This window comes from Pyrinomonadaceae bacterium, from assembly GCA_036277115.1.
Classification (GTDB): Bacteria; Acidobacteriota; Blastocatellia; order Pyrinomonadales; family Pyrinomonadaceae; genus UBA11740.
On record DASUNM010000011.1, the window covers coordinates 153092 to 173743 of the forward strand.

The 20652-nt window shown below is 56.4% G+C and carries 23 protein-coding genes; 16 read left to right on the forward strand and 7 right to left on the reverse strand.

Annotated elements, in window-relative coordinates:
* Positions 1–56: 56 nt before the first annotated feature.
* From VFX97_02465 to cutA, 16 genes are all read left to right on the forward strand, one after another.
* Entirely contained in the window at positions 57–743 is a 687-nt protein-coding gene (locus VFX97_02465; GenBank protein HEX5702065.1) for a site-2 protease family protein, read from the forward strand.
* A gap of 4 nt (positions 744–747) precedes the next feature.
* On the forward strand, positions 748–1737 hold the full coding sequence (gene trpS / locus VFX97_02470) for a tryptophan--tRNA ligase (protein ID HEX5702066.1): 990 nt from the start codon (positions 748–750) through the stop codon (positions 1735–1737).
* Positions 1734–2558 carry a segregation/condensation protein A gene (locus tag VFX97_02475; protein HEX5702067.1) on the forward strand — a complete coding sequence of 275 codons (825 nt, stop codon included), beginning with the start codon at positions 1734–1736 and terminating at the stop codon, positions 2556–2558. Before trpS ends, VFX97_02475 begins: the two co-directional genes overlap by 4 nt.
* 7 nt (positions 2559–2565) lie before the next feature.
* On the forward strand, positions 2566–3186 hold the full coding sequence (gene scpB / locus VFX97_02480; GenBank protein HEX5702068.1) for an SMC-Scp complex subunit ScpB: 621 nt from the start codon (positions 2566–2568) through the stop codon (positions 3184–3186).
* A gap of 12 nt (positions 3187–3198) precedes the next feature.
* A complete protein-coding gene (locus VFX97_02485) occupies positions 3199–3984 on the forward strand; it encodes a pseudouridine synthase (protein ID HEX5702069.1) in 786 nt (261 codons plus the stop codon).
* A 156-nt stretch (positions 3985–4140) separates the two neighbouring features.
* Entirely contained in the window at positions 4141–5286 is a 1146-nt protein-coding gene (locus VFX97_02490; protein HEX5702070.1) for an acyl-CoA dehydrogenase, read from the forward strand.
* An 84-nt stretch (positions 5287–5370) separates the two neighbouring features.
* Positions 5371–6321 (forward strand): methylmalonyl Co-A mutase-associated GTPase MeaB, encoded by a 951-nt coding sequence (gene meaB, locus VFX97_02495; GenBank protein HEX5702071.1) that lies wholly within the window; start codon positions 5371–5373, stop codon positions 6319–6321.
* 137 nt (positions 6322–6458) lie between these two features.
* Positions 6459–6860, forward strand: coding sequence for a methylmalonyl-CoA epimerase (mce, locus tag VFX97_02500; GenBank protein ID HEX5702072.1), 402 nt, complete (start codon positions 6459–6461; stop codon positions 6858–6860).
* A 36-nt stretch (positions 6861–6896) separates the two neighbouring features.
* Positions 6897–8132, forward strand: a complete 1236-nt coding sequence (locus VFX97_02505; GenBank protein HEX5702073.1) for a peptidylprolyl isomerase — start codon at positions 6897–6899, stop codon at positions 8130–8132.
* A gap of 156 nt (positions 8133–8288) precedes the next feature.
* On the forward strand, positions 8289–9125 hold the full coding sequence (locus VFX97_02510; protein HEX5702074.1) for an MBL fold metallo-hydrolase: 837 nt from the start codon (positions 8289–8291) through the stop codon (positions 9123–9125).
* A 65-nt stretch (positions 9126–9190) separates the two neighbouring features.
* A complete protein-coding gene (locus VFX97_02515; protein HEX5702075.1) occupies positions 9191–10063 on the forward strand; it encodes an S-methyl-5'-thioadenosine phosphorylase in 873 nt (290 codons plus the stop codon).
* Between the two features lie 43 nt (positions 10064–10106).
* Positions 10107–10586 carry an outer membrane protein assembly factor BamD gene (gene bamD / locus VFX97_02520; protein ID HEX5702076.1) on the forward strand — a complete coding sequence of 160 codons (480 nt, stop codon included), beginning with the start codon at positions 10107–10109 and terminating at the stop codon, positions 10584–10586.
* Between the two features lie 84 nt (positions 10587–10670).
* Positions 10671–11612: a PfkB family carbohydrate kinase gene (locus VFX97_02525; protein ID HEX5702077.1), complete on the forward strand. Its 942-nt coding sequence runs from the start codon at positions 10671–10673 to the stop codon at positions 11610–11612.
* Positions 11613–11760: 148 nt separating this feature from the next.
* Complete coding sequence (gene waaC / locus VFX97_02530) at positions 11761–12816, forward strand: lipopolysaccharide heptosyltransferase I (GenBank protein ID HEX5702078.1); 1056 nt, start codon at positions 11761–11763, stop codon at positions 12814–12816.
* Positions 12817–12828: 12 nt separating this feature from the next.
* Positions 12829–13212 (forward strand): DUF2007 domain-containing protein, encoded by a 384-nt coding sequence (locus VFX97_02535; protein ID HEX5702079.1) that lies wholly within the window; start codon positions 12829–12831, stop codon positions 13210–13212.
* A complete protein-coding gene (gene cutA / locus VFX97_02540; protein ID HEX5702080.1) occupies positions 13209–13529 on the forward strand; it encodes a divalent-cation tolerance protein CutA in 321 nt (106 codons plus the stop codon). The genes VFX97_02535 and cutA overlap by 4 nt, the downstream gene beginning before the upstream one ends.
* A gap of 86 nt (positions 13530–13615) precedes the next feature.
* Here the strand turns inward: cutA and VFX97_02545 are convergent, their stop codons facing one another.
* The 7 genes from VFX97_02545 to VFX97_02575 form a co-directional block, all read right to left on the reverse strand.
* Entirely contained in the window at positions 13616–14332 is a 717-nt protein-coding gene (locus VFX97_02545) for a TIGR00730 family Rossman fold protein (GenBank protein HEX5702081.1), read from the reverse strand.
* A 3-nt stretch (positions 14333–14335) separates the two neighbouring features.
* Positions 14336–15100: an enoyl-ACP reductase gene (locus VFX97_02550; protein ID HEX5702082.1), complete on the reverse strand. Its 765-nt coding sequence runs from the start codon at positions 15098–15100 to the stop codon at positions 14336–14338.
* A 7-nt stretch (positions 15101–15107) separates the two neighbouring features.
* Positions 15108–15503, reverse strand: coding sequence for a lysozyme inhibitor LprI family protein (locus tag VFX97_02555; protein HEX5702083.1), 396 nt, complete (start codon positions 15501–15503; stop codon positions 15108–15110).
* Between the two features lie 8 nt (positions 15504–15511).
* Entirely contained in the window at positions 15512–16282 is a 771-nt protein-coding gene (locus tag VFX97_02560; protein HEX5702084.1) for a hypothetical protein, read from the reverse strand.
* A 50-nt stretch (positions 16283–16332) separates the two neighbouring features.
* Complete coding sequence (gene purH, locus VFX97_02565) at positions 16333–18036, reverse strand: bifunctional phosphoribosylaminoimidazolecarboxamide formyltransferase/IMP cyclohydrolase (GenBank protein HEX5702085.1); 1704 nt, start codon at positions 18034–18036, stop codon at positions 16333–16335.
* Between the two features lie 52 nt (positions 18037–18088).
* Positions 18089–19132, reverse strand: coding sequence for a VWA domain-containing protein (locus tag VFX97_02570; GenBank protein ID HEX5702086.1), 1044 nt, complete (start codon positions 19130–19132; stop codon positions 18089–18091).
* Positions 19133–19429: 297 nt separating this feature from the next.
* Positions 19430–20644 (reverse strand): FAD-dependent oxidoreductase, encoded by a 1215-nt coding sequence (locus VFX97_02575; protein ID HEX5702087.1) that lies wholly within the window; start codon positions 20642–20644, stop codon positions 19430–19432.
* Positions 20645–20652 lie beyond the last annotated feature (8 nt).

Below are 20652 nucleotides of genomic sequence, written 5' to 3' on the forward strand. Positions count from 1 at the left end.
AGTGCAGAGGCCGGCGTCGCCCGCCTCAGCCGAGGGTCAACGTCCTCGTCTAAACAATGGGAAATATTGACGGCAACGTAATCGGACAGTTTCTCCTGTTCATGGTGGCTCTGATCTTCTCGCTGTCCGTACACGAGTCGGCACACGCGTGGATGTCGAACCGTTTTGGCGACGACCTCGCCCGGTTGCAGGGTCGCATCAGTCTTAATCCCGTAGCGCACGTCGATCCGATCGGCACGCTTCTTTTTCCCGCCATTGCGTACTTTACCGGCGCCCCATTAATTGGTTGGGCTAAACCAACGCCGGTGAATCCCTTGCGTTGGCGCAACAAGCGCGTGGCGAATTTCTGGGTGTCGGCGGCCGGCGTGATCAGCAATTTCATTATCGCGATTGTAGTGGCCGTGATCATTCGCATCCTCGGAGCAACTAACCTGATTGTGTTGAGCCAGGACGGTATCGGCTTGCGCTCGGAATCCACAATCGCGGAAGGCGCGCTAAAGCTGTTGTTGACCTTTTTTACGCTCAATGTCGCCCTGGGTGTTTTCAATCTCATTCCGATTCCGCCGCTGGATGGCAGCAAGATTCTCCAAAGTATCTTGCCGGATAGTTTTGACTCGGCATTCGAGTCGCTTGAGCGTTTTGGGTTTCTGTTGCTGATCTTCGCAATGTTTACAGGCGTGTTCAGAGTAATCTTCGGAGTGGTGATGCCGATTGCCGAAAAACTTCTCTTCCTCGGCGCATAAAGCAATGAAACGAATCTTCAGCGGCGCGCAGCCCACCGGCAATGTTCATTTAGGCAACTACCTCGGCGCCCTACGGAATTGGGTGGCGCTGCAGCATGAATACGAAAGCTTCTTCTGCATCGTAAACCTCCACGCCGTCACCGTCCCGCAGGATCCAAAAGTTCTGATCGAGAAAACTCGGGACCTGGCGCGCATCTATCTCGCGGTTGGGATCGACCCGGAGGTTTCGACAATCTTCGTGCAGTCGGATGTGCCGGAGCACGCGGAACTCACCTGGCTGCTCAACTGCGTCACGCGCATGTCTGAACTTGAGCGGATGACGCAATTCAAAGACAAGGCGCGAAAGCAGCAGGAGAATGTCGGCGTTGGATTGTTTGACTACCCCGTGCTGATGGCCGCGGATATTCTGCTATACCAAACGGATCTGGTTCCGGTCGGCGAAGACCAAAAGCAGCATCTCGAGCTAACACGAGACATCGCCATTCGTTTCAATCGCGATTATGGCGAGACTTTTCGCGTACCCGATCCTTTCATCCCGAGGGTTGGCGCGCGAATCATGTCGCTTGCCGATCCGGCGAAGAAGATGTCCAAGTCTGACGAGGAAAGCGAAGCCGGGTGCGTCATGCTTCTGGACTCTGATGATGCGGTGCTGCGCAAGTTCAAACGTGCGGTCACTGACTCAGGCACTGAGATTCGGTTCGATGCAAACCGGCCTGCCATCAACAATCTGCTGACGATTTACCATCTGCTCACGGGGAAGAGTAATCAGGAAGTCGAAGATCACTTTAACGGCAAAGGTTATGCAAGCCTGAAGCAGGAGTTGGCGGACGTTACGATCGAGTTTCTGAAGCCGATTCAGGAGCGCGTGAAAGCGATCGATGATGGTAAACTGAACGCGATTTTGGAAAGAGGAGCCGCCCGCGCGCAGGAAATTGCGCGCACGACGCTCTCTGACGCCAAGAGGAGAATGGGACTGGTCGGCGCGCGACAATGACCGAAGAAACACAATCGAAAGAGAGCATCATGACCGCGACGGACAGCCCGCCGGAGACTCCGTCAACCATCAGTGTCGCGGGCGCCGCGCCGGCCATCGCTCCTGACTGCGAAAACGACCAACTGAAAATTACCCTCGGTGAATTTGAAGGGCCGCTCGACCTGCTGCTGTATCTAATCCGGCAGGAACAGGTCAACATCTACGACATTCCGATCGCCCGAATTACAGATGAATACCTGCGTTATCTGAACCTGATGCAGGAGTTGGATCTCACGATCGCCGGCGACTTTCTGGTGATGGCCGCACAGTTGATCGAGGTGAAGTCACGCATGCTGCTGCCGCGTGATCCACTCGCGGCCGAGGAAGAGGTCGAAGACCCGCGTGCGGATCTGGTTAACCGGCTGCTCGAGCACGAGAAATTCAAATCAGCGGCCCAGATGCTTTGGTCGCGCGCGACCGTCGAACAGGCTGTGTTTAAGCGCGCCGAAATCGAAACCGACAAGAACAATCCGGAAGTTTCAGTCGGGCTTTTCGATCTGCTCACGGTGTTTCAGAAGATTCTCGCGCGTCACAAAGAAGAAGTGATGATGGAGATCGAGCGCGAGGAAGTGTCGATGGCCGAGATGATCGACCGCCTCCGCAACATGGTTCGATCGGCCGGCGAGCTGAACCTTCTGACGTTCTTCGAGCGCGCCCAATCCCGTCGCGAGCTCGTCGTGGCGTTTCTCTCAGTGTTGGAACTGGTACGCCTTGCCGAAATTTCTTTGGTGCAGCGCGAAACCTTCGGCGACATCACCGCGCGCCCGGTCAGTCCGGCCTAAAGTAACTATGAGTGATGCGAAAGCAGCAGTAGAGATCGAGATCGAAATCGAACCCGTCGAAGCTGACGAGATCGAAGGCACCCGCGAGATTTCAGCAACGGAGTTGAAGTCCATCGCTGAGGCTCTCATCTTTGTGGCGGAAGAACCGCTCGACGCGAAATTGATTGCGCGAGTGCTGCGCGTTGAGCTACCGGCGATCGAAGAAGCGATTCAATCGCTGGTCGAAGATTATGCGAACCGAAGCGGCGGGCTGCAATTGCGCGAGATCGCCGGCGGCTGGCAAATCTCGACTCAGCCCGAACATCACGAACACGTGCGCGCTTACCTGAAGTCAAAACCCAGCGCGAAGTTGTCATTGGCCTCGCTGGAAACCCTGGCCGTAATCGCCTACAAACAGCCGGTCACGGTGCCTGAGATTCTCGAGATTCGCGGCGTGCAGTCGCCTTCGGCTATTAAGACTCTGCTCGACAAACGCCTGATTGTCGCGAAAGGCCGGAAAGAAACCGTTGGCCGGCCGATGATGTACGGCACTTCGAAAGAATTTCTGATTCAGTTTGGTCTCAAAGACCTGTCAGAGTTGCCGAGCATCGAAGATTTCCAGGACCTCGCCGGCGCCGCGAATGAATGATGGTCGCGACTAATGGAAGAGCGTCTGCAAAAGTTAATTGCCGCCGCCGGCATTGCCTCACGCCGCCACGCCGAAGAACTAATCAAGGCCGGCAAAGTTGCCGTCAATGGCGCGGTCGTCACCGAACTCGGCACGAAAGCTAATCCCGAAACCGATCACATCAAGGTCAACGGCCGCCTCATCAATAAGCTGCTGGAACCGCAGGAGAAGGTGTACGTGCTGCTCAACAAACCGAAAGGGTACTTGAGCAGCTTGTCGGATCCGAAAGGCCGGCCGCTGGTCACGCAACTAGTTCCGGCAGCGCTCGGCCGGCTGCATCCGGTGGGCCGGCTCGACTTCAATACCGAAGGTTTACTTCTGCTGACCAACGATGGTGACTTCACAAATCATGTGACATCGGCGCGCAATGGCATCCCCAAGGTGTACCGGGTCAAGGTGAAAGGGATTCCGACGGAGAACGCAATCGAGAGGTTGCGACGCGGTGTGCGGCTTGACGATGGCGTGCGGACCGCGCCGGCTGAGATCCTTCCGTTGGAACAAACCGGAGTGAATGCCTGGTTCGAAATGACGCTGCACGAAGGTCGCAATCAGCAGATTCGTCGCATGTTCGACGCCATCGGACATTCGGTGTTGAAGCTGTCGCGCGAGCGCATCGGCCCGCTCAGTGATTCACGAATGAAACCAGGTGATTGGCGGCTCCTCCTGCCCGTCGAAGTTAAAAGGTTCTACCGCCCCCGGCGCGAACCTTCACGTCAAACTAAACGCCCACGCCGCAGACTGCGAGTTTCTTCGCGTTAGGTTACAATGCAAAGTTGCATTAAAGCTGCGACAGGCGTCTTCCGGCCTGTCGTTTGAGTGTAAGGCTGAGTGTGTCGGAACCCGGAGCGGTAGCGACGGGATCATAAATTCGAGTTAAGGCTGTAAGCGCTCCCAATCGGTCGCGGTTCTGTAATCATGGAATTCGAACTCACTGAAGAACAACAACAAATGAAGATGAGCGTGCGCGAGTTCGCTGAGAGCGAGATGGCGCCGCACGTTATGGAATGGGATGAAACCCAGCATTTTCCCATTGAGCTGAAACCGAAGCTCGCCGAATTGGGTCTGCTCGGCGTGCTGTTTCCGGAAGAGTACGGTGGCGCGGGTCTCGGTTACGTGGAATACGCAACGGTGATCGAGGAATTGTCACGGGTTGATGGCTCGGTCGGAATCTCGGTCGCCGCGCACACGTCGCTTTGTTCGAATCACATTTTTCAGTACGGCACTGAAGCGCAGAAACAGAAGTACCTCGTGCCGCTCGCGAGTGGCGAACACATCGGCGCGTGGGGATTGACGGAACCCGGCGCCGGATCGGATGCGTCAGGGACGCGCACGACGGCTGTTCGGCAAGACGGAGGCTGGTTAATCAACGGGGCCAAGAACTTCATCACGCATGCCATTCACGGGGATACGTGTGTGGCGTTCGCTTCGAGCGACCGCGCGAAACGCAGCAAGGGCATTACCGGATTCATTTTTGAAAAAGGCATGAAGGGCTTTTCGCCTTCAAAGAAAGAGAACAAGCTCGGCTTGCGCGCCTCAGAAACAGCGAGTGTCGTATTCGAAGATTGTTTTGTGCCGGATGAGAATCGCATCGGCGATGAAGGCAAGGGCTTTGTAAACGCGATGGAGATTCTGGACGGCGGACGCATTTCGATTGCGGCCCTAGCCGTCGGTATCGCGCAGGGCGCGTACGAATCGGCGGTGCGCTATTCGGGTGAGCGACAGCAGTTCGGCAAACCGATTCGTGAGTTTCAGGCAATTCAGTTCAAGCTGGCGGACATGGCGACGCAAATCGACGCCGCGCGGCTGTTGATGTATCGCGCCGCGTGGATGAAGGATCAGGGAAAGAGAACGACCAGAGAATCGTCGATGGCGAAGCTGTACTCATCCGAAATCAGCGTTAAGGTTTGCGAAGAAGCGATTCAGATCCACGGCGGCTATGGCTATACAAAGGACTATCCGGCGGAGAAGTACTGGCGCGATTCAAAGCTCTGCACGATAGGTGAAGGCACGTCAGAGATTCAACGGATGATCATTGCCCGCGAGATTCTGAAGGGGACCTGAGGGTTTTGGACTGGAGCCTTCCGCTTGCCGCTTCCGTAAATGAGCAGGCGAGGACGCTTGCGCTCCAGTCAGTTCGCCCTTTTCATGAGCAGCTTCATTGATCGAATTGTCTCCGGAGAGCTGACGGCGGTCGCGCGCGCGATCTCGCGTGTAGAAGACGGCGCCTCATCGGCTTCTGAGTTGATGAAAGACGTGTTCGCGTGCGCGGGCAAAGCACTCGTAATTGGGATTACGGGCGCGCCGGGTGCGGGCAAGTCAACGATCGTTGACAAGCTAGCTGCTTACTATCGCAAGCAGGGCGAGCGCGTCGGCATTATCGCGGTCGATCCGTCCAGTCCCTTTTCCGGCGGCGCGATCCTTGGTGATCGCATCCGGATGCAGACCTTGTCGCTCGACAAAAACGTTTTCATTCGATCGATGGCCACGCGCGGAAATCTCGGGGGCTTGGCCCGCGGGACGGTGGATGCAGTCGCGATTCTCGATGCGGCCGGCTATCAAAAGATTCTGGTCGAAACCGTCGGGGTTGGCCAGGACGAAGTTGAAATCATAAAGACGGCTGACGTTTGCGTGGTCGTTTTGGTTCCCGGCATGGGCGACGATGTGCAGGCCTTGAAGGCCGGCATCATGGAAATTGGCGACGTCCTGGTGCTGAACAAGGCTGATCGCGAAGGGATTCTGCGCGCGGAAAAAGAGTTGCAGGCTTTGCTTTCGCTGGCAGAGCGAGATGACGCCTGGCAACCGACTATCGTCAAAACCGTCGCGACGGAAAGCAAAGGCATCGAAGAGCTTGCTGCGGCGATCAAACAATGTCGCGAGTTTCAGCAGTCGAGGCCGGAAACCAGCGCACGTCGCCTGGCCATTGCGCGCTGGCGGATTCTTGAGTTGTTGCGTGAGCAACTTGTGAACGAGGCGCTGGGTGGAAACGGCGCCGCTGAGAGGCTGGAAGCGCTGGCGGCGGAGGTGGCGTCAAAGCAGCGCGATCCGTATTCGGCGGTCGAGGAACTTATCGGAATGTCAGTAGTCAGTAGTCAGTAGTCAGTTGGCATTTGTACTTTGTACTTCGTGCTTTGTACTTAGACGTCCAAACCAAAGAGCCGTCTTCAAAACTTTGGCTCTAATCTGATTCCAGGTCAAAGTACCAAGAACAAAACGATAACTGACCAGTGACCCAGATGAAGATTCATCACATTGGAATCGCCACCAGCGGCATTGATGACGCCTCGGACGTCTGGCGAGATTTGCTGGGTTTGCGTGCCGACCACACCGAAGAGGTGGCTGGACAAAAAGTCCGCGTCTGCATGCTGCCCGTCGGAGAATCGCGATTTGAGTTGCTGGAGCCCATGTCGGCGGACTCTCCGATATCAAAATTTCTCGAAAAACGTGGCGGCGGCATCCATCACATCGCCGTGAGCGTCGAAGATATTCAAGCGACCCTGGCGGACTTGAAAACCAAAGGTGCAAAACTAATCGATGAAAAGCCGCGGGTGGGCGCGGGCGGTTGCCTTGTAGCCTTCATTCATCCATCATCCACGGGCGGCGTTTTGCTGGAATTGGTACAGGATCCGCAGTTGTAAATCACCAATTTATTAGTTTCGAAAGGAAGTCTTGTTTTGAATTCAACTACTAAAGCCTGGATTGCCGCTGGTGTCGGCATTCTGTTTTCGGTCGGCCTGATTGTTTGGCAGGTTAGAGCCAGTCATGCCACAGCCATCAATCTAAGCGCCGATGACATGTCCCTAATCGCGAGCGATCAGGCGCCGCAGGTTCGCATGCGTTTGGCTTCCGACGAGGCATCACGCAAAGACTTTGTGAAAAACATCCGCGAGTTGCTGGCAGTCGCAGAAGAAGCCCGCGCGAAGGGTTTCACCAACCGGGCGGATGTGAAGCGCCAACTCGAACTGATGCGCGCCTTCATCATTTCTCAGATTCAGGCGAAAGAGCAGGGACAGGGCCAGGGACAGGTCACGCAGGCTGAGATCGAAGGCTTCTTCAAAGAGCCCGGTCAGGAAGAGCGCCTTAAACAGTTCATCGCCGATGCGCGCGCGCGCAACCCGGCGATGGCGCAGCAGGAGATTTCGCCCGAGCAGATGACCGAAATCCGGACCCAGTTGGGTCAGGTATTGATCGGAGAGCGCCGCGGAGTTGCGGCCGGCCTCGATCAGCAACGGAAGACTCAGTTGCAGCTCATGCTTCAGCAGTCGCGGCTGTTGGCGTCAATGTATGAGGAAGAAGTTTTAGTGAAGGCCGCCAAACCGTCGCAGGCTGAAATTGACGCGTACGTAAAAGCGCACCCGGAAGAGCAGGTGCACGCGCGCCACATTCTGATAGCCACTAAGTCGGCTGAGATGCCGACGGAGCAGGGCGGCCTGGACAAGCCGGCGGCCCGCGCGAAAGCGGAAGAGGTCTTGAAGCGCGTTAAGGCCGGCGAGAATTTCGAGAACCTGGCCAAAGAGTATTCCGACGATGGCAGCAAGCAGAATGGCGGCGACTTGGGCTGGTTTGGCAAGGGACGAATGGTGCCGGAGTTCGAAAATGCCGCGTTCGCTCTTCAGCCTGGCCAGACAAGCGAGATCGTCGAATCGCAATTCGGTTTCCACATCATCAAGAATGAGGGCCGGCGCACCGGTGATCCAGAGCGCGCGTCACAAGAGGTCGCTCAGGAGAAAGAGAAAAAGCTAATCGAGGAAATCGTAAAGCGCCAGAGCGGCCACATCACGATCGCGGAAAACTTTGCCGTGCAAATGCCGCCTCAGCAGCAAATGCCGCAGGGGCTGCCATTTGAGCCGCAAGCTCCACCGGCAGCGACACCGGCGCCGAAGGGCAAGAGCTCACCCGCAAGAAAATGAAGTGAGGACGGGTGTAGGGAGTTGGGTGAAGGGTCTAAAGGGTTTAGTCCGAGAATTTATTAGAAAACCAACACCAAAGAACTTGAAGCACGTGGCGGTCACAGGCGGTTCGTCTCCAAAGCGACCCCCCCGCACCCGACCCGACACCCAACACCCATGAAGTTTGGCGACTATCGCGTCGAAATTGTGCCGGACAGTGAGTTTCGACTGGACGGTGGTGCGATGTTTGGCGTTGTGCCGCGCAACCTGTGGTCGAAGTTCTGTCCGCCGGACGAACAGAACCGCATTCTGATGAACATGAACTGCGTGTTCATCGACTCCGGCACAGACCGGGTGCTGATCGAAACCGGCATTGGCGACAAATGGTCTGAAAAGCATCGCACCATGTACGGAATTAACCGGACGCGGAGTTTGGCTGAATCGGTGGAAGCCATCGCGGAGGTCTCGCCGGAAGAAATAACGATCGTTGTGAATACGCATCTGCATTTCGATCACGCGGGCGGCAACACGGCGATCGATGAGTCAGGGACTGTCCGCGCGCAATTTCCGAATGCACGGTACTTTGTTTCACAGGCCGAGTACGATCACGCCGAACAGCCGAGCGACCGCGACAAGGCGAGTTATTTTCCGGAGAATTGGCGGCCGCTGAAAAACAGCGGGCAACTGGAATTGAAGCCGGCGCAGTACGAAGTTGTTCCCGGACTTACGATGGAGACGCAGGCCGGCCACAATCGTTCGATGCAGTGTTGGCGCCTAGAACAAAACGGTCAGACGATGTTCGGATTCGCCGATCTCGTGCCCATGCGGGCGCACGTGCCATTTGCCTGGGTGATGGGATACGACCTCTATCCGGTCGAAACGGTCGAAGCGAAGAAACGTTTGTTGCCGCAAGCCGCTCGTGAGGACTGGACGTGCTTGTTCTATCACGATCCGGAACAGCCGTTAGCGCGAATTGTGGAAGAGGAAGGGAAGTTTAGCGCGGTTCCTGTTTAGAGGCGGGCTACCGCCCGCCGGGTTAACGCAGTCGGCCAGTAGCCCGACTCTAAAAACGTCAAGAAATGACAGCAGCGAAAATCGGAATCATTGGCGGCAGCGGCCTCTATCAGATGCCGGAGTTGACGGACGTTGAAGAGATGGAGGTCCAGACGCCGTTTGGGAAACCGTCGGATAAATTCATCCTCGGCACCCTGGAAGGCGAACGCGTAGCGTTTCTGCCCAGGCATGGTGTCGGCCATCGCTTCACGCCGACTGAAGTTCCGTTCCGCGCGAACATTTACGGGATGAAGCTGCTCGGCGTTGAGCGAATCCTGTCAGCTTCCGCGGTTGGATCGTTGCAGGAAAAGTATGCGCCGCTCGACATGGTGATTCCCGATCAGTTTTTTGATCGCACGCGTGGCCGCGTCCAGGAATCGACTTTCTTTGGCGAAGGGATCGTCGCGCACATCGCCTTTGCCCATCCGGTGTGTTCGCAGGTCGGAGACTTGCTTGAGGAATCGTGCCAGACTGTCAACGTCAATGCGCATCGCGGCGGCACTTACATATGCATGGAAGGCCCGGCGTTTTCGACGGTCGCCGAATCAAACGTGTATCGTTCGTGGGGCATGGATGTCATCGGCATGACGAATTTGCAGGAAGCGAAACTGGCGCGCGAAGCGGAGATTTGTTACGGGACGCTGGCCCTGGTGACTGATTACGATTGCTGGCATCCGGGTCATGACGCCGTTACGGTCGAAACCGTGATCGATTACCTGAACCAGAACGTGCGGAATGCTCAGCTAATCATCAAGGGCGCGGTCAAAGGCCTCGCCGGCCAGGCGCGTGAGTGCAAATGCGGTGCGGCGCTGAAGAACGCAATATTTACCGCGCCGAACCTTTGGCCGGAAGCAACCGTTCGCAAGCTGGAAGCCATCATTGGGAAGTACAGGAGTTAGTTTCAAGTTTCAGGTCCTAAGTTTCGGGTTTTAGGAGTACAAGATGAAGATTTTCATAATCGTTGCCACCCTGGTTCTATTCGCCGCTCCTCTGGCTGTGACAGCTCAGAGTGGCGCGAAACAGCAGCCGCAGTTTCAGCGCGACGCTGAGTTGGAAAAGGACTCGCAGCATAATCTTGAGGTGGCGCGCCATTACTACAAAACGCGAAAGGCCTATGTGGCGGCGCTGCAGCGAAGTGAGGAGATCATCGCAGCCAATCCGTCGTTCTCGCGGATTGACGAGGCCCTCTTTATGGCCGGGCAGAGCAGCCTGAATCTCGCGGAAAACAAGGGCAGGCAGAACTCGTCGCTGTACGTGATACATGACGGCGAAACGAAGAAGACTTTGACGGCTGAACAGTTTCGCGAGTTAGCTCGCGGTTTCTTCACCCAGCTTGTCAACAGCTATCCCGAAAGCAGTTTCCGCAGCCAGGCCGAGAATGCCCTTCGCACACTCGGTGGAAAGACAGTAAGTAAGCAGTGAGTAGTGAGCAGTGTGCAGTGAGCAGTCTAGACCTAAGACCTAAGTTCAATTCCAAATTCAAAATTCGCAATTCCAAATTCATCTATGTCTCTTCTTGTCGTTGGTTCCGTCGCATTTGATTCAGTCGAAACGCCTTTTGGTAAACGCGAAAAGATGCTGGGCGGGTCTGCCTCGCACTTTTCGATTTCAGCCAGCTTCTTCACTAATGTGCGCGTCGTCGCCGTCGTGGGCGGCGATTTTGGCGCTGAAGAGCGCGCGGTGTTTGAAAACCACCGCGTTGACATGACCGATTTGGAAGTCATTCCTGATGGCCAGACCTTTCGCTGGTTCGGGCGTTATGAATACGACCTGAACGTGGCGCACACGCTCGATACGCACTTAAATGTCTTCGCCGGCTTTCAACCGAAACTCTCGGACGGTTCGAAGGGCGCGCGACTCGTATTTCTCGGGAACATCCAGCCTGATTTGCAACGTGACGTACGCGGGCAGATCCCCAACGCCGAGCTGGTCGCCCTCGATACGATGAATCTGTGGATCGACACGACGCGCGAAAGCCTGCAGAAGGCGATCGAGGTGGTGGACTTGTTGATTGTGAACGATGCCGAGGCGCGTCAACTTACCGAAGAGCCCAATCTGATCAAAGCCGCCCGCAAAATTCTTTCGTGGGGACCGAAAACGCTGATCGTAAAGCGCGGGGAGTACGGCGCGGCGATGTTCACGAAGGATGGATACTTCGCGATTCCGGCGTACCCGCTCGAGTCCGTCTTCGATCCCACCGGAGCCGGTGATACTTTCGCAGGCGGGCTGATGGGATATTTGGCGAGCCAGGAAACACTGGATGAAGCAGCGTTGCGCCGCGCAATGATATTTGGATCGGTGATGGCTTCTTTCAACGTGGAAGAGTTCGGCACTGAACGCGTGCAGCGTCTGACCCAGGAAGAAATTAATCAGAGATTTAGCGAGTTCAAACGCTTTACGAATTTCGAAGAGATTCCCTTCGAGCGAGCAGTGCAGGCAGCCCGCTAACTGATTGTGCTCACCAAAGCAAAGCGCAGTCAGGAAGGGTGGTTCACCCCCGCTAACCTCCGAGGACGGCGGGTGTAAACAAACCCTTCCTTACCTTAGAGGTTACGTTCGGTTCTCTCTGTTAGAGCTTTCCGGTATCCTTCCCACAATGCGTGTTCTGATCGTCAGGCTTTCATCGATGGGGGACGTTGTGCACACGCTGCCGGCGCTCACCGATGCCGCGCGCGCGAATGCGACCATCAAATTCGACTGGGCTGTTGACGAGGCGTTCGCAGATATTCCCGCTTGGCACTCGCATGTCGAAAATGTCTTTCCGGTGGCGCTTCGCCGTTGGCGGCGCGGAATCACCTCCACGGAACGTGGTGATATTAAGAATTTCCTAAAGAGCATTCGAGCCGCCAGATACGACGCGATCGTCGATCTCCAGGGCGAGTTCAAGAGTGCCTTCGTGGCGCGGCAAGCTCGGGGCCCTCGTTACGGCTACGATGGCGCTTCGGCGCGCGAGTGGGGCGCGCATTTGGTCTATCGAAACAAACTGGCCGTTCCCAAGGGCGAACACTCGATGGCGCGCATGCGCCGGCTTTTAGCTCAGGCGCTCTCCTACTCGTACGACGAAGCCGTGGTTGACTACGGCATTGTCCGCGAACGTCTGCCGTCCCCGGCGCTGCAAACAGACAGGCCTTACGTAGTTTTTGTCCACAGCACCAGCTGGGCCTCGAAAAACTGGCCGGAGCAGTATTGGCGGGAGCTGGCTGAACGCGTGACGATCGCTGGCTTTTGCCTCGTCTTACCGTGGGGCAGTGAAGCGGAATGCGAACGTTCCCACAAGATCGCGGCCGGCGTCGCCAATGCGGTGGTGCTGCCGCCGCTTTCAATAGCCGCTAAGGCTTCAATCATCAGCCGCGCCACCGCGACCGTTGGCCTGGACACGGGGCTCAGTCACATCGCGGCGGCCCTGGAGGTCCCGTCAGTGACTTTGTACGGCGCCACGGATCCGAATATGTGCGGCACGATTGGGAAGAACCAGATTCGGATTACGTCAGAATTCGAATGCGTCAACTGTCATGATACTGACTGTTCATTTACGAAGAGCGCATTTAAGCCCGCGTGTTTTGAAGCCATGACGCCAGACAGCGTTTGGCGGCGACTGGAACAAATGCTGGGCGCGTCGGTAAAATCGGAACACGCATACCAAATTGCTTGAGAACGGAGAACTATGTTCTGTCCTATTTGTGAAGCTGAGTATCAACCTGGGATTACGAAGTGTGCTGATGACGGTGCGGATCTGGTAGCAACCAAGGTCAGCGCCGGTGATGACAGCGAGGCGAACTTTGTCACGCTGCACACTCTGTCATCACCCGTCGAAGCCGAAATGGTCAACGACATCCTGCGGCAAAACGGGGTTCGTTCGGCGGTGCAATCAGGCGCGAACGACCAATTCTCGCCGGTGTTTTCGGCGGTCTCACCGGGCGTCGCGGTCCTGGTCGATGAGCGCGATCTCGATCGGGCGAAGGAACTCTACGAATCATTCTTTGGCGGAGACACTTCGCCGCTCACCGGACCTGCCAACGAAGGCGCGGAAGAAACTGAAGCAGAATGAGTGACGCTATTGTCGTCTTCATGACTGCGGGGAACGCTGACGAAGCGCGCCGCATTGCGAATGAGCTGGTAGAGCGGCAACTCGCGGCTTGTGTACAAATCCTTCCGGAAATTGAATCCGTTTATCGCTGGAATGGTGAGGTGCAGCGCGAAACAGAGATCCTGATGCTTGCCAAGACAACTGCCGCGCAGTTTGATGATTTAGAAAGGGCGGTGCGCGAGATTCACAGTTACGACACGCCTGAGATCGTCGCCGTTCCGATGGCGCACGTCTCAGCACCGTATCGCGCCTGGCTGGCCGACAATGTAGGCGGCTAACGGACGGTTCGCACGCTTGGCGTGCTGCATGCCGGAGGCATGCGTACCACAGCTCCAGATGCTCAGCACGCCGGAGGCGTGCGTACCTACTGCATCTTGTCGATCTTGCTCTTGCTGTCCGAAACGATCTTCACAATCTCTTCCGGTGAATCGGTAACGTGCAGACGCCGAAAGTCTTCATCCACGATCTTCCGCTCGCTTAACATCGGGCCCTTTAACCAATCCAACATCGGTCGCCAGTACTCTGAGCCATAGAGCACGACCGGAAAGTGGTGAATCTTACGTGTTTGAATCAGCGTTAGGGCTTCGAACAACTCGTCGAGTGTGCCGAACCCGCCGGGGAAGATGACGAACGCGTCGCTGTACTTCACGAACATCATCTTGCGCACAAAGAAGTACTTGAATTTCAGTGACAACGTGAGGTAGTCGTTCGACTTCTGTTCATGGGGAAGCTCGATGTTACAGCCCACCGAAGTGCCGCCGGCTTCCAGGGCGCCCTTGTTGGCGGCTTCCATGATTCCCGGCCCACCGCCGGTGATTACCGCAAAACCCGCGCGCACGAAAAGAGCAGCCGTTTCCTGGGCCGCGGCGTAGGCGGGATCGTCGCGCGAGGTACGCGCCGACCCGAAAATCGAAACGCCGTTCGTAATCGGCGCAAGGTCTTCGAAACCCTGAACAAACTCGCCCATGATGCGAAACACGCGCCAGGTGTCGGTATGCAGGAACTCATCGGGCCGCGGCGTTTCAAGCAGACGTTCGTCATGAGTGCCGCCCGGAATGTCTCTGTAGTCGTCGTGTGCCATGTTCTACAGTCCCATAATGTTGTAGCCACAATCGACGTAGATTGTTTCCCCCGTGATGCCCGAGGAGAGGGAACTGCACAGGAACAGCGCCGTGTTGCCGACTTCGCGAACTTCGACGTTGCGCTTCATCGGTGCGCGTTCCGCGTGGTGCTTCAACATTGTGCTCAGCCTCGCAACGCCGCGGGCGGACAGTGTTTGAATCGGCCCCGCACTGACAGCATTCACGCGGATGTTCTTCGGACCGAGGTCGCTGGCGAGATAGCGCACGCTTGATTCCAACGCGGCTTTCGCCACGCCCATCACGTTGTAGCCCTGATAAACCTTCTCAGCGCCGTGAAAGCTCATCGTCACGATGCTCCCACCTTCGGTCATCAAGGGCGCCGCGGCGCGCGCCAGTTGCGTCAGCGAATAGGCGCTGATTTCCATCGCCATCAGAAAGCCATCGCGATCGACCTTCATGAATTCACCTTCCAGCGCTTCACGCGGTGCAAAGGCGATGCTGTGAATTACGAAATCGAGCCGCCCGAATTCTTCGCCGAGACGTTGAAAAGTTGCATCGATCTCTTCCTGCTTGGTTACATCGCACGAAAACAGGGGAGCGTCGGGCATCTCAGCTTTAGTCAGACTCTCAACGTTGTCTTTTAGCCGCTCGCCTTGATACGCAAACGCGAGTTTTGCGCCGGCTTCGTGCAGCGCCTGCGCCGTCGCCCACGCGATCGAGCGTTTGTTGGCCACGCCGAAAATAATTCCTTGTTTGTTTTGCAGCATGATGAGTTTAGTGACTTCTGTCTTCGATTTGACCTTTCAGTTCAGTGGTACGGTTCTTGGTGACGTCTGCGAGGCAAAAGGCATAAATCATTGGCCGGATGCTGCCCCCTTTGTACATATCGCCAACGAATTCACAGTTGGCATCTCGATATTTCAGCCACGCTGTCTGGGCCACCTTGAGCTGTACCTTACCGTCTGCGTCCAGCATCGCGACCAGTTTGCGGTAGACCTGGTTCAATTCGCCGTCAGCCGCTTTGTATGCGTTACCGGCACACTGATTCATTTCAAGCTGCGACTGGGCATTTGGACAAGGATCGTCCTTCGGCTTTTGCCCGGCGATGGAAATGCTCGACAGTAAGAGCGCCAGAATAAGAATGAACGGTCTCTTAATTGATCTCGTCATGTAAGCCTCTAATCACCTGAAGTCATGATCAGTTTGCCTTCAAACTGTTCCTTTAGCCGGTTATAACGCACTTCCCATTTATCGTACGAACCGCCGCGGCCGCGATAATCGATCTCGTATTTCCAGTAACCCGGCCGCACCGGCTTGCCGCTGAATAAGTAATCCGCCCAAGGGCTGACTTTCGTCGTGCGTTTCGTGCCGTCAAAGACTTCCAGACTGATCGGATATTGAATTACGCGATCCTGTTTCTCGCTGTAACCAATCAGCGTGGTTTCCAATCCCATGCACGCGAGGGCATCGAACAGTGCGAACTCAAGTACCTTTCCGTCGCCGTTGTAGTCCCGCAACCAAATCAGGCTTGGTTTTGCTTCGGCGCCTCTCTTAACTCTGGCTGGGACCCGGTAATAATAACCTTTGCGGATTGCATAAGGCAGGTCAAAACTATCTTCTTCGCTTTGAGCGGCGGAAATTTTCAAAGTGTTGATGACACGGCGCGTTGCCGAATCGATCAATGACACGCGGGTCGAGCCGGAATAGTGGCTTCCCCGGGTTTGTTCAGGACACGAGTACATCTCGTCGGGAGGATAGTTGGTTGGGTTCTTACGCGGGTTCAGCATCCACAGCACAAGCATGCGGTTTGCGCGAGCACTCGAAGGCAGCATCCGTGTTTCGACAACCGTGGCGTCCTTGGGAAGTCCCTGAAGGTTGGCTTGCGCGAATCCCACAGCGGCCAAAGAAAAAACCCAGGCCATGCAGATCAATCGTCGGAGGATTTTCATTCGCATCGAACTGCCGCACGTATTCGCGGGCCTGGGTTCACTTTTCGTTGTCAGTGTTTAAAGTGCCTAATCCCCGTGAAGACCATCGCCAGGTTGTGTTCATTCGCTGCGGCGATGACTTCCTCATCACGCACTGAGCCGCCGGGCTGAATCACCGCCGTGATGCCGTGCTTTGCGGCTTCGTCTAAGCCGTCACGAAAGGGAAAGAATGCGTCCGAGGCCAGCACCGATCCCGCAACCTGCAGTTGGGCCCGCATCGCTCCGATCTTCACAGAGTCAACACGTGACATCTGGCCCGCGCCGACGCCGACGGTTTGCCGGTCGCGCGCGTAGACGATCGCGTTCGATTTGGTGTGCTTGCACACAGTCCAGGCGAACAACAGGTCTGCGATTTCTTTTTCAGTCGGCTCGCGTTTGGTAACGAACTTCAAGTCTTCACGCGCCAATCGATGAGTGTCGCGTGTTTGCACCAGCATGCCACCGGAGATCTGTTTGTATTCGAAGCCTTCGGAAGTTTTAGCGGCGCCGGCACGCAGCACGCGCAGGTTCTTTTTCGCGGTCAACACTTCCAGCGCTGCCTCATCGAAATCCGGCGCAATGACTACTTCAACGAAGATCTCGACGACGGCGCGCGCAGCAGCGACGTCAAGGGTGCGATTGAAGGCGACGATTCCTCCAAATGCTGAAACGGGATCGCAAGCGAGTGCGCGCCGATAGGCCTCTTCCGCGGCTGCGCCAGTCGCGGCGCCGGCGGGATTCGTATGCTTGATAATTGCGCACGCCGTGTCATCAAAATCACATACGAGCTGCCACGCCGCGTCTGCATCAACGTAGTTGTTGAAGGACATCTCCTTCCCGCCCAGTTGTTCCGCCGCAGCCACACCGTCCTGTTCCCCCGCACCACCGCGGACGCCCAGGTCGTACAACGCCGCGGCCTGATGCGGATTCTCGCCATAGCGCAGGTTAGAAACCTTATTGAGTGAAAGCTGCTCATGCTCAGCGAACTCCTCATCTTCGGCCGCTTCGAACTGGTCCCCATGCAGCGACTTCATCGTGCTCGAGAACAAGTTCATGTACGTCGACATCTTGTCGAGGATTTCCGGCACGGGTGGGAACATCTGCGAGCTTTTCGCGCCGGCGAGATTTGCGCTGAGATACGGAAAAATCGCGGAGTCATAAAAGGCCGTGCGCATGAATGCGAGCCGGGCCAGTGCTTCGCGGGTGGCGAGCGTCAACGCCCCTTCGTCCAGAATTAGTTCCGTGCGGATTTGGCGATACAGCTCCGGCGCTGTCACCACGGCGACATCGTGATAGTTCTTCGCCGCCGAACGAATCAAAGCGGGTCCCCCGATGTCGATTTGTTCGATGGCCTCGGCGAGAGTGATGTCTTCGCGGGCGACGGTCTGTTCGAACGGATAGAGATTGATGACGACCATGTCGATCGGTCCGATGCCGTGCTGTTCCATCGCCGTCACGTGCTCTGGATTATCGCGAACGCCGAGAAGCGCCCCATGTATTTTCGGATGCAGCGTCTTGACTCGCCCGTCCATCATCTCGGGAAAACCGGTGATGTCGGCGACGTCGATAACGTCGATGCCTGCTTCACGCAAGGCTTTCGCCGTGCCGCCGGTGCTGAGGATCTCAACGCCGAAACTTTTCAGCTCCTGCGCGAAATCGACGATTCCCGTCTTGTCGGAAACACTTATCAGCGCGCGACGAATCTTGCGCAAGCCTGCGTCAGTTTTTTCAGTCATCGTAGAGTTTGAAGAGAGCGATATCTTCACTTAAGGGCGGGAACATCGCAAGTCAGCTTCGCGGTTTCAGCGCTTCACGCGGGCGCTCGACGAAAAACTTGTGCGTTCGCGAATAACCGAGTGGAGTGAATTGATACTCCAGGCCTGGCGGCATGCTGAGAGAGAACGTGTGCCGCCGCCCGTCGTTTGCTTTCTCGTTCAGGTAAAATCCGATCAGATATTGGCTTTTCAAATCCGCCTCGATAGCTTCAAAGATCGGCGTCAGATCGACGGTTGTGCGCCGCGCCAACGGCGAGTCGTTAGCGAGAAAGTACTTGCCTCCGGTCTTTTCCGCGAGGTCGCGAAAACCGCTGGCCGCACGCCGCACGGCCAGACGCCCGTCGCGTGGCTCGAAGAGCGGCAGATGAATGATGTAGAACGAAACGCGGTCTGCGCGCGCTGCGCTGATCACTGAGTCAGGCTTTGCGCGGCTAAAATTGTCTAAACCGTCGCTGATGAGAATTACGATTCGCCGCTCACTGCGGATGGGCGGCAAGGTTTTGAACATTTGAACGGCGTGGGCCGCCGCGTCGAAGATTGCAGTTGGTTGATTGTCATGAGCGCGAACGTCGAAGGCACCCAGCGCCGAGCTAACATCGCGGACAAAGGGCGCGGCCACGGCCGGGCGGTGAGAGAAGTGCAGAACGGCAATGCTGGAAAGACTGTTGAAGCGCCGATACAGACCGGCGGCCGCGTCACGTTGCTTGCTGATAATGTCGCGCACACTCCCAGATTGATCCAACGCGAACACCATCGCGACTCGATCGACGCCCGGCGAAAAATACAGGCCGCTCGTGACTGCATCGGGATCCTTCAAAGAGAGATCCTTTTCAGTGAGGCCGTCAGGCCTATTTCCGTTCTTGTCGCGAACGCGCGCAGGAAACAGAAGCAGGTCCGTCGTCACCCGCAGGACTTCATCGTCTTTCGGTGGTATTTCCTGGGCGACGACCGATGCGGCAGACGCACTGAAGCAGACAAACAGAATTAAGCAGGAAATAAGATGGGTGCCGCGAGCGCAGAAGGGAAACACTCGCTGGAAAAACCTGAGTGGTGACATCCGCAGCCAGCTAAAACAGAAAACGGCCGAATAGCAGGATGCTGATGATGATCAGGACTGTGATGACTATGAGCTTGACCAGCGTCATCGCTAAACCTCGTACGGCAGGAGTTTAGTTAACGTCGATTCGAAGTGTCAATAGGGTCACCGCTGTCTGCGGGGATTTCACAAGACTTACAGGCCTGCGGAACTCTGTGGTTCTCTGTGTGATTCTGTGCCTTTGTGGTGAGGTTTCTAAGCAAATTCCACCACAGAGGACCACTGAGTTCCCACAGAGGACCTTTCTCCAAAGTACTCCTAGTCCCAGTTCTTAACGACATTATCGACGACGTAGGCCCCACGTTCGAAGATCTTTGCCAGGCCAATGCGGCCAAGATAATTGCCCACCAGCGCGATATTTGACGGAGGATTGGGGAGCTTCATCAGCGTCCGTTCCAGATCAACTGAGTAGTGCGGTAGAGCGTTTGGCCAACGCTTGATGTGAACTGCGAGCGGTCTGTCCTCTTGTTGATAGAACCCGGTGCGGTCGGCGAGGATCGTTTTGGTTAACTCTTCATCGTCAAGATTTACGGCGTCGGGATCCAGCGCGCCGCCATAGATCCATGTCTCGCTGTGCGCCGGGCCACGGCCTTCGAAGATGCAATCGTTGAAAAGCACTCCGCGTGCGCGAAAGTTCTGATCGAGAGGAAACAGACAACCAAAACCTTTCAGCGTCGCGGCTTCTTGACGGAAGAAGCAGGTCGCCGTCACCAGCGAAAGCATTTCGATTCGCGCGAGCTCTTGCGCGAGACGGGGCGATGCTTTCGCGAGGTAAGCTGCCGCCGCGCTTGCCGAAAGACAAACCACCGTCGGGTCGCTGTCATTGAACGGAACAGTTTCTGAGAAATTGATCTCGGCGCCCCGCTGACGCAGGTAATCAACGAGGCCGTCGATCAATTGCTGCATTCCGTTAGGCGGCGCGACGGTGCCCCGCGTCCTGGCCTTCTGCGGACGATACGTCTGCAAATGGTCTGGCAGGTTAGCGCGACCGAAGATCAAACTGGCGCTCAAGCGATCTGGATCGCCTGCGTAAATTCCGCCGAGTGCTGGAATCAACAGATATTCAGTTGCGCCTTTGCCAGGCACGCGCGCGCCCCAGGCGGCGATCGTTTCGAAAGGTTGCGGCCGAAGTTTCGCGGCGTTGCCGATCAATCCAACCGGAATCCGCAACGCTTCGGCGAAGCTCAGAGGCATCTGTCGTGGTTTGCCGCGAAAGATGAAGCGCTTTCGGCCGTTAGGACGCGTCGGCAGGAGTGGCACCCCGATGTCGGCGCACATCGCTTCCAGGCGCGCCGAGTTCAGAATACCGTTCGCGGCCGTCTCAACCAGCCCATGCTCGGTGCGATTGGTGCGAATCAACCCGCCGGCGCGCGCGGTCTTCTCAACGACGCGGACTTCGCGGCCTGCTTTCGTCAGAAGGTAAGCCGTCGTTAGCCCGGAAAATCCTGCGCCGACAACAGTGATAGGTTTCACGGTGATTC

Coding starts and splice junctions, on each gene's coding strand:
- VFX97_02465 (HEX5702065.1), top strand. CDS start 57: ATGGGAAATATTGACGGCAACGTAATCGGACAGTTTCTCCTGTTCATG.
- trpS (HEX5702066.1), top strand. CDS start 748: ATGAAACGAATCTTCAGCGGCGCGCAGCCCACCGGCAATGTTCATTTA.
- VFX97_02475 (HEX5702067.1), top strand. CDS start 1,734: ATGACCGAAGAAACACAATCGAAAGAGAGCATCATGACCGCGACGGAC.
- scpB (HEX5702068.1), top strand. CDS start 2,566: ATGAGTGATGCGAAAGCAGCAGTAGAGATCGAGATCGAAATCGAACCC.
- VFX97_02485 (HEX5702069.1), top strand. CDS start 3,199: ATGGAAGAGCGTCTGCAAAAGTTAATTGCCGCCGCCGGCATTGCCTCA.
- VFX97_02490 (HEX5702070.1), top strand. CDS start 4,141: ATGGAATTCGAACTCACTGAAGAACAACAACAAATGAAGATGAGCGTG.
- meaB (HEX5702071.1), top strand. CDS start 5,371: ATGAGCAGCTTCATTGATCGAATTGTCTCCGGAGAGCTGACGGCGGTC.
- mce (HEX5702072.1), top strand. CDS start 6,459: ATGAAGATTCATCACATTGGAATCGCCACCAGCGGCATTGATGACGCC.
- VFX97_02510 (HEX5702074.1), top strand. CDS start 8,289: ATGAAGTTTGGCGACTATCGCGTCGAAATTGTGCCGGACAGTGAGTTT.
- VFX97_02515 (HEX5702075.1), top strand. CDS start 9,191: ATGACAGCAGCGAAAATCGGAATCATTGGCGGCAGCGGCCTCTATCAG.
- bamD (HEX5702076.1), top strand. CDS start 10,107: ATGAAGATTTTCATAATCGTTGCCACCCTGGTTCTATTCGCCGCTCCT.
- VFX97_02525 (HEX5702077.1), top strand. CDS start 10,671: ATGTCTCTTCTTGTCGTTGGTTCCGTCGCATTTGATTCAGTCGAAACG.
- waaC (HEX5702078.1), top strand. CDS start 11,761: ATGCGTGTTCTGATCGTCAGGCTTTCATCGATGGGGGACGTTGTGCAC.
- VFX97_02535 (HEX5702079.1), top strand. CDS start 12,829: ATGTTCTGTCCTATTTGTGAAGCTGAGTATCAACCTGGGATTACGAAG.
- cutA (HEX5702080.1), top strand. CDS start 13,209: ATGAGTGACGCTATTGTCGTCTTCATGACTGCGGGGAACGCTGACGAA.
- VFX97_02545 (HEX5702081.1), bottom strand. CDS start 14,332: ATGGCACACGACGACTACAGAGACATTCCGGGCGGCACTCATGACGAA.
- VFX97_02550 (HEX5702082.1), bottom strand. CDS start 15,100: ATGCTGCAAAACAAACAAGGAATTATTTTCGGCGTGGCCAACAAACGC.
- VFX97_02555 (HEX5702083.1), bottom strand. CDS start 15,503: ATGACGAGATCAATTAAGAGACCGTTCATTCTTATTCTGGCGCTCTTA.
- VFX97_02560 (HEX5702084.1), bottom strand. CDS start 16,282: ATGAAAATCCTCCGACGATTGATCTGCATGGCCTGGGTTTTTTCTTTG.
- purH (HEX5702085.1), bottom strand. CDS start 18,036: ATGACTGAAAAAACTGACGCAGGCTTGCGCAAGATTCGTCGCGCGCTG.
- VFX97_02570 (HEX5702086.1), bottom strand. CDS start 19,132: ATGTCACCACTCAGGTTTTTCCAGCGAGTGTTTCCCTTCTGCGCTCGC.